Below are 12354 nucleotides of genomic sequence, written 5' to 3' on the forward strand. Positions count from 1 at the left end.
CCTAACCCGCCCGGACCATGCGCCCGTCGTCACGCGCGACAAGCGCGCCCCGCCCGGCACGGGACCAGGCCTCCTCCGCCATGGCGCGGTCGGCGGGCTGCAGGACGCCCATGCCTGCGGCATCGATCGAGAGCACCGAGGATTTGAGCAGCTGCGAATAAGGATGTTCGGGTGCATCGAGCACGGCGCGCGCCGGGCCCATCTCCACTACGTAGCCCTTCTGCATGATGATGATCCGGTCGGAGATGTAATACGCCGTCGCAAGGTCGTGGGTGATGTAGATCACCGAAACCTTGAGCGTATCGCGCAACTCCTTCAAGAGATTGACGATCGACATGCGCAAGGACGCGTCCACCATCGAAACCGGCTCGTCGGCGATCAGCAGCGCCGGGTTGGGAATGAGCGCGCGGGCGATCGCCACGCGCTGCAGCTGCCCGCCCGAAAGCTCGTGCGCGTAGCGCCCTGCGATCTCCTTGAGACTCAACCCCACCTTATGAAGCGCGTCGTCCATCGCCGCATCCACCTCGGCCTTGGTTTTTACACCCAGAAGCGTGCGCGCCGTCGCTTCGAGATAGCGGTCGACCTGCTTGAGCGGATTGAACGTTTCAAACGGGTTTTGGAAGATCGGCTGCACCCGGCGCATGAACTCCAGCCGCGCCGCGCGGGTATTGCGCTCGGCGGCACTTTTGCCCTCGAACAGAATATCCCCCTCCGTGGGATGTTCTAACCCCAGGATCATGCGCGCCAGTGTCGTCTTGCCCGACCCCGACTCCCCGATGATCGTGAAGATCTCGGGGTTCTCCGAAGCGAGCGAAAAATTGGCGTCCACCACCGCATCGATATGGTTGCGCGAGAGCAATCCACCCATCTGAAAGCGCTTGGACACGTGGGAGACTTCGAGCAAAGTACTCATGCGACAGCCTCCGCTTGCGGCGTTCCGATTTTCGCAAGCGGACGCACCTCGTCCGCCCTCCAGCAAGCCGAGCGGTGGTCGGTCCCCACCGTTTCAAGCGGTGGCACGTCGGTCTTGCATTTGTCGATTGCCAGCGGGCAGCGCGGATGGAACCGGCACCCGGCGGGCGGATCGGCCAGGTTGGGCGGCCGCCCTTCGAGCGCCGCCTTGGGCGTCGTATCCCCGATGCGCGGCAGCGAGGCGACGAGATGCGCGGTATAAGGATGCTTGGGCGCGGCAAAAAGCGTCCGCGTCGGCCCTTCCTCCACCAGCCGCCCGGCATAAACGATGCCGATCCGGTCCGCGATATTGGCGTGCACGCTCATGTCGTGGGTGACGAACACGACCGACGATCCCATCTGCCGCTGCACGTCGCGGATCATCGCCAGCACGTCCTTTTGCACCACCACGTCGAGCGCGGTTGTCGGCTCGTCGGCGATGATGAACTCCGGCTGGCACACCGTCGCGAGCGCGATCACCACACGCTGGCGCATGCCGCCCGAAAGCTGGTGCGGATAGGCATCGAGAATTTTGGGCGACAACCCCAGACGCTCCAGATGCGCCCGCACCTTCGTCCAGAACTCGGTCCTGGGCAGCCCCATGGGCCTGAAGGCGAAATCCTCGAACGTCTTCTTGATCCGGCGCACCGGATTGAGCAGGCTCATCGAGCCTTGCATGATATAGGAGAGGTTCTTCCAGCGGATCGCGTCGACCTCCTCCTTGCTCGCCTTATAAGGATCGATCTCCTTATTGCCGAACCGGTAGGTCATCGACCCGTCGACGATCCGCAAGGGTGGCCTGATGGCTGCTGCAAAGGTCTTGATCAGCGACGTCTTGCCCGAGGAGCTCTCCCCGGCAATGCCGTAAATCTCGTTCTGGCGGATCGAAAGCGTGATGTCGTCCACCGCGCGGACTTCCCGGTCGATGCCGAAATAGGCCATCTGGTAGTAGGCTTTGAGGTTCTTGACCGTCAAAACATCGGCCATCATTCGCCTCCCATGCGCCGCAAGCGCGAGCGCGGATCGATATATTCGTTGAGCGAGACCGCGAGCAGGAACAGCCCCACGAAGGTCGTGACGACCAGCACCACGGGCACGACGATCCACCACCAGGTGCCCACCACCATCGCGGAGTGGTTGTTGGCCCAATAAATCATCGTCCCGATGGTGGGGATGTTGATGTTGGTGAAGCCCAGAACCGCCAACGTCACCTCGAGCCCGATCGACCAGATCATGTTCGCCATCGCCGTCGAAAAGACGATCGGCATCACATAGGGCAGATGCTCCTCGAACATGATTTTCCGCGCGCTCATCCCGGCGAAGACCGCATGGCGGGTGAACTCCCGGTGCCGCAGCCCCAGCGCGACCGAACGGATCAGCCGCGCGTCATAGGGCCAGCCGAAACACGCCATGATGAGCGCAAGGGTGACGGTATTGAGGTCGTTCCTGAGCACGAAATAAAAGAGCACCAGGATGGGGAAGATCGGCAGCGCCACGAAGATGTCGTTGAAGAACATCAGCACCCGGTCCACCCAGCCGCCCAGATAGCCGGCCAGAAGCCCCACGGTGATCGAGATGATGCGCGAGAGTACTGCCACCATCAGCCCGAAGGCGAGCGTATTGCGGATGGCGAAGGTCGCCTGCCAGAAGAGGTCCTGCCCGCGCGAATTGGTGCCGAACCAGTATTGTGCCGAAGGCGGCATGTCGGGCGGCTGCATATAAATGAGCGTCGGGTCGATCGGCGAGAAAAAGCTCAAGAGCGCAAAAAGCACGACGATGGTGACGAGCGTAATCCCGATGGCGAATTCGATATTGTAGCGGATGAGATCGCGGACAACTTGAAACATGACGCTACTCCGTCCGCACACGTGGATCGAGGACCGGATGCAGCAGATCGACGATGAAGATCGCCGCGGCCACAGCCGTGATCGCAACAACAGAAACCGCGAGCACTGTCGTGCTGTCGCCGGCATTGACGGCATCGACCAAAAGCGTGCCGAGCCCCGGATAGTTATAGACCTGTTCGGTGATGATCGTGCCCGAGAAGATGGCACCCAACGTCATCGCGAGCGCGGTCAACTGCGGCACCGCCGCGTTGCGGATCACATAGGAAAAGACGATCCGCTCGCGCTTGACGCCCGCCAGCTCGGCGTAGGTCACGTAGTCCTCCGTAACGATGTTGGAAACGAGCGCCCGCATGCCAAGGAACCACGTGCCGAACCCGACGATCACCAGCGAGGTCGCCGGCAGAATGGCATGCTGGAGGATCGACAAGACGAATGGCAGCGTCCATCCGGGCCGCACATTCATCGCAAACCCGCCAGAGATCGGCAGGATCGGCCAAACGAAGCCGAACAGGATCAAAAGGATGAAGGCGACAATGTAATAAGGGATCGGCTGAACGCCCATGGCGACAACGCCGAAAACCTTCAAAAGCCGGTTGTTCTGGAAATACCCCGCGAGCCCGCCGAGCGTATTGCCCAAAAGCCATGTGATCAGGATAGAGGTTGACAAAAGCCCCACGGTCCAGGGCAGCGCGCGCATCACAAGGTTCATGGCCGGCGTCGGGAACGCGATCAGCGATGGCCCGAGATCACCCACGACGACCCGGCGCCAGAAATTGATGTATTGCTGCATGATCGGCGCATCGACGCCGTAAAGATCGGTGAGCGCCGACCGCATCGCCTCGATCGCATCGGGGCTGAAGTTGGACCGCGCCGTGATCCGGCCGAGCACCTGTTCAACGGGATTGATGGGCGAAAGACTGGTGATCAGAAACGCCGCCGAAACGCCGAAGAAGATGACGACGATCAATTGCACCGCGCGCTTGAGCGCAAACCAGAGATAGGCCTTCATTGGAGCAGGGTCCTATGGGCAGATTGGCTAAATGCGGTGGGGATAGATCCCAGGGCAATCCCTTGACGCGATGGCATACCTTCCGCGCTTTTTCTGGATGCACCCCGTCTCCTCCCCCCACCGTCACCCTCGCGCTTGGCGCGAGGGCCCGCAGCCTTTGCGCCGGACGCTGAAGGGGTTGCTTGCTGGACGCGGCGGCCTCTCCCACACCTTCTCGTGCCCCTGGCCTGCCCAGCGGGCCCTCGCGTCAAGCGCGAGGGTGACGGTGGGGGGAGGGCGGGCGCCCGATCAAGAACCGCAAGGGGTCCACACAACCCGATGGCTTTCACACTCATACAAACGTCCCGATCACATCGTTCAGCATCGCGGGTCTTGGCCCGTTTACGGATGCCCGGCGCCAGCCGGGCATCCGCGTGCTTGCTAGGGAGACTAATTCCCGACCGGCTCAAGCTGGGTCAGGATGTACCGGGCATTGGCCCAGTTGTTGACCGGATTGGCGTAGGGGTTTTCCGCTGTCGGATAGCCCGTCCAATACCGTTCCGAGAGCGCTACGAACACGTTGTAGGACATGATCGGAATGTTCGGCATCTCCTCAAGGTGCAACCTCACGAACTCCTTGCCCAACGCGATATTGCGCTCGACATCGGTGAAGTCCACGGTGCGGATTTCCTCGATGATCCGGTCGAGCTCGGGGTTTTCCCACCGCATCCAGTTGCGCGCGGGCTGCAGTTCGCCAGGTTCGGCGATGTACTCGGAATGGTAGCTGTCGAGGAAGAAGGAGAGGTCGGGGTGACCGCCCCATGTCTCGACGGCCCAGGCCACATTGGCTTCATAATCGCCGGCGGCCTGCCGGTCCCAGCTGTCGGGCGCGACTTCCGGGGTCACCTCGACACCGGCCTGTGTCCACATCTGCGCAACAATCGTGCCCAGACGGTTGATCACGCCTTCGGAGGGCACCATCAGGGTGAAGGTGAACCGCTCCCCATTGGGCATGTACCAATCATTGCCCTGCTGGGTGAAGCCGGCGCTGCGCAGCAATTCCCCGGCTGCCTCGATGTTCTGGTTCCACCAGCCATAGCCGAAGGCGCGGCGGATTTCCTCTTCATCGGTCGGGACGTCGTCGCCGAATTGAGGCCGAACCATATCGGCAATCTGCAGGCCGATATCCGGGTTGTACGGCTGGATCACGCTTTCGCCGGTATCGAGCTCGAAATTGATGAGCTCTTCCTGCATGGGCGCATGATAGTCGTCCGGATGCGTGCCCGTCGGCGGGATCGAGATTGCCGAAAGCGTCGCCGCACCGCGATAGCTCGCCATCGAGATCCCGCGCGCGTCGAGCATCAGCGCAAGGGCCCAGCGCACACGGCGGTCCTGGAACTTCTCGTCCTGATGGTTGAAGATGACCATTGGCAGCGTGGGATCGGGGTGCGCATAGGGGAAGCCCGGGAACCAGCCGCGCACGTCGTCTTCCTGCTCGACGATCGAGAACATGCCCTCCGGCGAGAGGTCATGGATCATATCGAGATTGCCGTTGCGCATCTCGATGAGCCGGTTATCGATCGGCATATTGTTGCGGTAGATGACGTATTGCGGGGCAGGCTCGCCGAAGTCCGCGACCGAGGTGCGGTCCCAGTCCTCGCGCTTTTCCCAGATGTACCAGGTGCCGTTGGGATCGAAGCTGTGGAGCGTGTAGGGCCCCAGGCCAACCGGCGGGTTGAAGTCGTAGGAGAGAACGTCATCGACTTCGGAAAAGATATGCTCGGGCATGATCCAGGCGGCGTTCCAGCGCACCGAGAAGACTGCGTGGAAGCGTGAATTGGGATTCTGGAGCGTGAAGTGAACGGTCTGATCGTCCACCGCTTCAACGCTTTCGACCTGGGTCGAGAACGCGCCGCTCCAGGTCATGCCCGGAGTGTTCATCTGCGTTTCGACGGTAAAGACCACGTCGTCCGCGGTGAACTGCTCACCGTCGCTCCAGTAGATGTCGTCACGCAGGTGGACGGTCATCTCTGTGAAATCGTCGTTGTATTCCGCCGGCCCGGTGGTCAGCGAATTATGCGTCACCCCGTCGATGCCCGCATTGGGATCGATGAACCACAGGGTGTCCATCATCAACTGGTGCAGGCCGGTCGACCAGCCGCCGCCGCCATTGACCCAGATGTTGAACCAGCCGGGGTTATTGATGACCCCCTCTGGATTTTGAAGAATGAGCGTTTGCTCGCGCGGCAGATCCTCGATCGGCGGGGCCTCGCCCCCCTCCTGCGCCAGAACGGCGCCGGACAGCATGGCCGACACAAGACCGACCGACGCCAGAAGCGTCTTCCAGTTTCGCATAATATCCTCCCTTAAGAAGAATGCCTCCTCAAGCATTCCAGAAAGCATGCTAGCGCAGGATGCGATCCTGTCAACATATTATATGATATAAATCGGATATCGCGATATGAATGCAAAATGGCGTGGGAGGCGATGCACCTCCCACGCCGTCATTAAAGCTTTGAAACGCACATGTTTATGCGAAGTTCGCGACGCTCACGACCTTCCCCTTTTCCCTTCTCCCCTTGAGGGAGAAGGTGGGCCTCGCGAAGCGAGGGTCGGATGAGGGGTGCGCGGTAGCGACAAGGTGCTGACGCAGTGCTTTTCGAAGCGCCGCAGGCACCCCTCATCCGACCGCTTCGCGGCCACCTTCTCCCTCAAGGGGGAGAAGGGGAAGAGTGCGCACCGGTCCGCAGAGCGTCGACGGTCGCTCCCTACCGCCCTAACCGCACCATCTGGTACGAATAGGCCGGCAGAGAAACCGCCAGGTTTCCATCGGAAACCGATGCCCCTTCGCCCTTTTTCGGCGCAACCTCGTCCATCTTGCTCTTGGAATTCACCGCCTTGAGGTCGGCATGTGTCATCACCTGATGGTCGATGACCTTGAGATCGCCGAACCCCTGCAGATCGAGCTCAAGATCCACCGCCTCGCTCGCATGCCGGTTGACCGCAAAGACCGTAACCGTCCCGGCTTCCTCGTCATGCACCGCCGAAACGTCGGCATAAGGCACGCCCTTGTAGTCCTCGCTGTCATAGGTCGGGCAATCGACCGACACATTGAGCGCCGTGCCGCGGCCGAAACGCGAGGCGAAGTAGTAGGGGTAATAGATCGTCTGCCGCCAGGCCGGTCCACCCTTCTCGGTCATGATCGGCGCAATGACGTTCACGAGCTGGGCGATGCAGGCGATCTTCACCACGTCCGAACGCCGGATGAAGGTGTTGAGAATGAGCCCGACCTGCAACACATCCTCGAAATTATAGATATCCTCCAAGAGCGCCGGGGCGTGCGGCCACCCGTCATTGCCCTCGAGAATCTTCCGGTCCTGCGCGTTGGAGTGGTACCAGACGTTCCACTCGTCAAACGAGATATAGACGTCCTTTGTCGAGCGCCGCTTGGCCTTGATGAACTTGATGACCCCGGAAACGGCCTCGATGTAGTCGTCCAGCTTCTCGTTCAGCGCCAGATATTTCGCGGTGTTGTTATCCCGGTTGCCGAAATACATGTGCAGCGAGATGTAGTCGACCTCGTCATAAGTGTGCTCGAGTACGGTCGCTTCCCAATCGGGGTAGGATGGCATGTCGGAGTTGGATGAACCGCAGACGACCAGTTCGAGCGACCGATCGAAGGCCCGGATCGCCTTGGCGGTTTCAGCAGCGAGCTTGCCGTATTCCTCGGCATCCTTGTGGCCGATCTGCCAGGGTCCGTCCATTTCATTGCCCAGGCACCAGAGCTTGACGTTCCAAGGCTCCTCGCGCCCGTTCTTCTTGCGCAAGTCGCTCCAGTAGCTGCCGCCGGGGTGGTTGACGTATTCGACGAAATTGCGCGCCGCATCGAGCCCGCGCGAGCCGAGATTCACCGCCAGCATCATCTCGGTGCCAACCGAATCGCACCAGTCAGCGAATTCGTGGACGCCGACCTCGTTGCTCTCGGAGGTATGCCAGGCGAGGTCAAGCCGCACCGGACGCTCTTCTTTCGGCCCGATGCCGTCTTCCCAGTTATAGGCGGAAACGAAGTTCCCCCCGGGGTAGCGAACCACGGGCACATCGAGCTCCTTGACGAGCTCGATCACATCCGCGCGCATCCCGTTTGCGTCGGCGGTCGGGTGATCGGGCTCGTAGATACCCGAATAGATCGCGCGCCCGAGGTGCTCGAGAAACGCGCCATAGACGCGGTCGTCGATCTTGGACACCGTGAAATCTTTATGAGCAACCGCCGCAGCTTTCATTGCCCCCTCCCCTTTATCGCAGGATTTTAGATATGTATCGGAATTAATGATTGATAGGATCGCGCTTGTCAACGCACCGTTTGCATGGGCGGCAAAATAGTTTGACGGGCCGATCGGACTCCTAGCGCGCCTGATAGATCCGCATCACGATGTCCTGGTCGTAATTGCCGAAGCCCCGCCCGAAGATGTTGATCCCGCCGGGCCGTGTGGCGTCGTCGCGGATGCCGACGCGCAGGCGGATCGAGTGATGGGCACTGATATCGAGATCGGCGAGGGTCACCGGGGATATCTTCAGCCCGTCGACATAGCTGCCGTCCTTGGTGACCCGGAAGGTCTTGAGCTTCCCGTATTGCGAGCCCTTGAGCTTCCACCAGCTCGGCGTATAGACGCCACGCTTGTCGCCGTAATCGCCCGGCGAGGTCCAGGTGCCGATATCGGTGCCATTGACCCAGACAGAGATGTCCGAAGGCCAATCCGCGCTCGTGCCGGGCACTTCGGAGGACAGTTCCATCGAAAATTCAATGGCCTCGATCTCCGTATCCGAGAGTTTGGCGTTGTTCGGGAACTGATATTCCACATGGCCGCGCGTAAACCAGATCAGCCCGGCCCGCATGCGCTCGGGGTCGAGAAACGTGTCGGGCACGTCCAGAAGCCCCACGACACCATCCGGCGTGCACAGCCCGCACGGCGCAAGCACATCGCAGCTCGTATAGAGCCCCAGCGGCATCGACACCTCGATATGCCCGCCCTTGACCTTGGCGATGTCCTCCTTGAAGGCGACGAGCACCTCGTCGAAGGTCGAGTGGCAGATCTTCTGGTTGCCCTTGCGCGCCTTTTGCGTTTCCGACCGTACCAGCCCGGCATCCTCGAGAATCGAGACATTGGACGAAACCGTCGACTGCGGCAGGTCGAGGATGTGCGCAATGTCGTTGACGTTCTGCGACCCCTTCTCGTGAAGAAGCTTCAAAATCTTCACCCGGACCGGCGAAGCGAGCCCCTTGAGCACCGCCATCCCCTCTTCCGGGTCAACGACAAGAAAATTGCGCGTCATAAATATCCAGCCCCCATGCCGGTTTTCCGTCGGAATGATCGAATATCGAGGTGTATCAGCTTTTCTGATAGAATCTAGTCTGGCGCAATAAGGCTGTCGCTTTTTATACTCAGGACGTGCCGTCGCGGCGCTGGCTCTGCCGGAATTCGCTCGGCGAAGTATCGTGCACGCGCCGGAAGGCCTTGGCGAAATAGTTGGCGTTGGCGAACCCGCACGCCTTTGCGATCTCGTTGACGGTCGCATCGGTGGCCAGAAGCATGCGCTCGGCCCGCGCAACGCGTGCGGCAAAGACATAGTCGGACGGCGGCGCGCCCATGGCGGCGGTGAACTGCCGTACGAAATGTGCCCGGCTCAGTCCCGCGAGCCGCGCGAGGCTATCGACGTCGAGTTGTCCGGAAAGATGGGTATGAACGAAGCGGACGGCGCGCTCGATCCGCGGTGGCGGCGCGTTGACCGGCGCGGGCGCGCTGAAGGCTTCGTCGTAAAGTGCCATGACTGCCCCATAAGCTGCGGCAGACATCTCTCCCGGAGTCGCGTCGGGACGGGCCAGCAGACGCAAGCAACTCTCCGCCATACGGTCGACCGCCGCCTGCGCCGGGGTCAGCACCGGCCCTCTGGCCGAGAGCACCGCACCAGCGACCCGCAGCGCTTCGCGACCAACGAGGATGATCCAAAAATACTCCCAGCTCTTGCCGTATTCGAGCCAATACCGATTGGCGTGCGGAAAGGTCAACAGCATGGTCTCGCCCGGCCCGAGCCGATGGTTGGCCCCGGCGTAATCGAGCCGCCCTTCCCCCGCGATCGTGTGCTGGATCAGCGCAAACGGTGTATCGCCGCGCCGTAATCCGTCCCAGGAATAAATCTCGTTGACCCGCAACTCATACCCCGCGCCACCGGCCATGCAAAAGAGCCCGACATCGGATTTCCCGGTCGAGAGCTGGCGCATGCCGTGGCCATGGGCGATGAGGTCCGAGAGCATGAAATTACCCTAATTGGCACAACCTTTGTCTACACCGTCCGGCATCGTTGCGCTAGAGCTAAGGAAAGTCGGCGCAATGCCGGATATCGTATGGAGGAAAGCTCATGAGCTTCAAGGTCGCCATCATCGGCGCTGGGTCGGTCGGGTTCACCAAGCGGCTGGTTTCGGACCTCTTCAAGGTTCCCGAATTCACCGACATCGAAATCGCGCTGACCGATATCAATCCGCACAATCTCGACATGATCCGGCAGATCATCGAGAAGATCGTGTCCGTCAACAACCTGCCGGCAAAAGTCACCGCCACAACCGACCGCCGCGAAGCCCTCACCGGCGCACGCTACATCATGAGCTGTGTGCGCGTGGGCGGGCTCGAAGCCTTCTCAAGCGATATTTCCATCCCCCTCAAATACGGCGTCGATCAGTGCGTGGGCGATACGCTCTGTGCAGGCGGCATCCTCTACGGCCAGCGCAACATCCCCGTCATCCTCGACTTCTGCAAGGACATCCGCGAGGTCGCCGAACCGGGCGCGAAATTCCTCAACTACGCCAACCCCATGGCCATGAACACCTGGGCGGCCAACGCCTATGGCGGGGTCGAGACCATCGGGCTGTGCCACGGCGTCCAGCACGGCGCCGAGCAGATCGCACGGGTTCTCAACGTCGAACTCGACGAGCTCGATTACATCTGCGCAGGGATAAATCACCAGACCTGGTATGTCGATATCCGCGCCAAGGGCCGGAAGATCGAGAAAGACGAACTGATCGCCGGGTTCGAAAAGCACCCGGTCTATTCCAAACAGGAAAAGGTCCGGATCGACGTCCTCAAGCGCTTCGGCGTCTATTCGACCGAATCCAACGGACACCTTTCCGAATACCTCCCCTGGTACCGCAAGCGTCCCGAGGAACTCCACCGCTGGATTGACATGAGCGACTGGATCCACGGGGAGACCGGCGGTTATCTGCGGCACACCACCGAACAGCGCAATTGGTTCGAAACCGACTTCCCCAAATTCCTCGAAGAGGCTGGCAAGCCGCTCACCGAGCACACGCGCACCTCCGAACACGCCTCCTGGATCATCGAAGCCATCGAAACCGGGCGCGTCTATCGCGGGCATTTCAACGTCCGCAACAACGGCATCATCCGGAACCTCCCGGAAGACGCCATCATCGAAAGCCCGGGTTTCGTCGACCGGTTCGGTCTCAACATGATCGAGGGCATCGAACTGCCGCTCGCCTGCGCGGCCACCTGCTCGGCCTCGATCTCGGTCCAGCGCATGAGCGTCGAAGCGGCGATGACCGGTGATATCGACCTCCTGAAGCTTGCGGTCCTGCACGACCCGCTCGTTGGTGCCATCTGCACGCCGGACGAAGTCTGGGCGATGGTCGACGAACTGATCGTCGCGCAAGCCGAATGGCTCCCACAATATGCCGACGCTGTCCCGGCGGCGAAGGACCGCATGGCCAAGTCGACGGTCAAAACCCGCGAATGGGAAGGCGCGGCGCGGCGGAAGGTCCGGAGCGTCGAGGAATTGCGCAGCGCGGGGTGAGGATAGGCCTTGGATCTCGGTGCCATCGCGTGATATGTTATTGAAAGGTATTACCTCTCGATAAAGAGGGACGCGATGGCAACCTCGGTCAAAATCGACGACGACCTCAAGGCGCGCATTCAGACGCTCGCCGGGCAGCGCCGTCGCTCGGCACATTGGATCATGCGCGAGGCGATCCGGGAATATGTCGAACGCGAGGAGGCGCGCGAAAGCTTCAAGCAGGAAGCCTTGGCGTCTTGGGCGCACTTCCAGGAAACCGGACTACACCTCACCGGCGAGGAGGTCTTTGCCTGGCTTGATACCTGGGGCACTGACGAAGAGCAGGATGCCCCTGAGTGCCACACCTGATCGTTACCGAAGACGCGCGGCGCGGCCTCAACCGGTGTCTCCAATTTCTCGCAACCAAAAATGCGCGGGCGTCGAGCCGGGCAGCAATGGCGATCAAGGATCGTCTTTTGCGGCTACAGCATAGCCCTGACATCGGTCGACCGTTCGATGGCGAAGTGGATTTACGCGAGCTTGTCATTCCGTTTGGCGATACGGGATATGTTGCACTGTATCGGCATATTCCTTCGCTTGATGCGGTCTACATTCTCGCTTTCCGACACCAAAAAGAAGCAGGATATTGAGCACCGCTCAACCAAGGTTTTCCGGGTTCTAAAGAAACCAGGCAATACCGCCGCCCACGCTCTTGCCGCCTCATCCTGATCA

General features: G+C 60.8%; 11 protein-coding genes. 3 read left to right on the forward strand and 8 right to left on the reverse strand.

What is annotated here, in order from left to right; genetic code table 11:
- Position 1: 1 nt before the first annotated feature.
- From LG281_RS08580 to LG281_RS08615, 8 genes are all read right to left on the reverse strand, one after another.
- Entirely contained in the window at positions 2-913 is a 912-nt protein-coding gene (locus LG281_RS08580) for an ABC transporter ATP-binding protein (RefSeq protein WP_404406310.1), read from the reverse strand.
- The gene (locus tag LG281_RS08585; RefSeq protein ID WP_404406677.1) at positions 910-1938 is read right to left on the reverse strand and encodes an ABC transporter ATP-binding protein; all 1029 of its coding nucleotides are present in this window, start codon (positions 1936-1938) and stop codon (positions 910-912) included. The genes LG281_RS08580 and LG281_RS08585 overlap by 4 nt, the downstream gene beginning before the upstream one ends.
- Complete coding sequence (locus LG281_RS08590; RefSeq protein WP_404406312.1) at positions 1938-2798, reverse strand: ABC transporter permease; 861 nt, start codon at positions 2796-2798, stop codon at positions 1938-1940. Before LG281_RS08590 ends, LG281_RS08585 begins: the two co-directional genes overlap by 1 nt.
- A 4-nt stretch (positions 2799-2802) precedes the next feature.
- Complete coding sequence (locus LG281_RS08595; protein WP_404406314.1) at positions 2803-3807, reverse strand: ABC transporter permease; 1005 nt, start codon at positions 3805-3807, stop codon at positions 2803-2805.
- A 429-nt stretch (positions 3808-4236) separates the two neighbouring features.
- Positions 4237-6141: an ABC transporter substrate-binding protein gene (locus LG281_RS08600; protein ID WP_404406316.1), complete on the reverse strand. Its 1905-nt coding sequence runs from the start codon at positions 6139-6141 to the stop codon at positions 4237-4239.
- Positions 6142-6554: 413 nt separating this feature from the next.
- Entirely contained in the window at positions 6555-8066 is a 1512-nt protein-coding gene (locus tag LG281_RS08605; protein ID WP_404406318.1) for an alpha-N-arabinofuranosidase, read from the reverse strand.
- A 121-nt stretch (positions 8067-8187) separates the two neighbouring features.
- Entirely contained in the window at positions 8188-9117 is a 930-nt protein-coding gene (locus LG281_RS08610) for an ArsR family transcriptional regulator (protein WP_404406320.1), read from the reverse strand.
- Positions 9118-9226: 109 nt separating this feature from the next.
- Complete coding sequence (locus LG281_RS08615) at positions 9227-10096, reverse strand: helix-turn-helix domain-containing protein (protein ID WP_404406322.1); 870 nt, start codon at positions 10094-10096, stop codon at positions 9227-9229.
- 104 nt (positions 10097-10200) lie between these two features.
- On the opposite strand from LG281_RS08615, the gene LG281_RS08620 reads away from it, so the two are divergent.
- From LG281_RS08620 to LG281_RS08630, 3 genes are all read left to right on the forward strand, one after another.
- On the forward strand, positions 10201-11643 hold the full coding sequence (locus tag LG281_RS08620) for an alpha-glucosidase/alpha-galactosidase (RefSeq protein ID WP_404406324.1): 1443 nt from the start codon (positions 10201-10203) through the stop codon (positions 11641-11643).
- A gap of 75 nt (positions 11644-11718) precedes the next feature.
- Complete coding sequence (locus LG281_RS08625; RefSeq protein WP_404406326.1) at positions 11719-11991, forward strand: CopG family ribbon-helix-helix protein; 273 nt, start codon at positions 11719-11721, stop codon at positions 11989-11991.
- Entirely contained in the window at positions 11979-12272 is a 294-nt protein-coding gene (locus LG281_RS08630; protein WP_404406328.1) for a type II toxin-antitoxin system RelE/ParE family toxin, read from the forward strand. The genes LG281_RS08625 and LG281_RS08630 overlap by 13 nt, the downstream gene beginning before the upstream one ends.
- The last annotated feature ends 82 nt before the right edge of the window (positions 12273-12354 follow it).

It is taken from the genome of Pelagibacterium halotolerans (assembly GCF_044811015.1).
In the GTDB taxonomy this organism is placed as follows: Bacteria; Pseudomonadota; Alphaproteobacteria; order Rhizobiales; family Devosiaceae; genus Pelagibacterium; species Pelagibacterium halotolerans_A.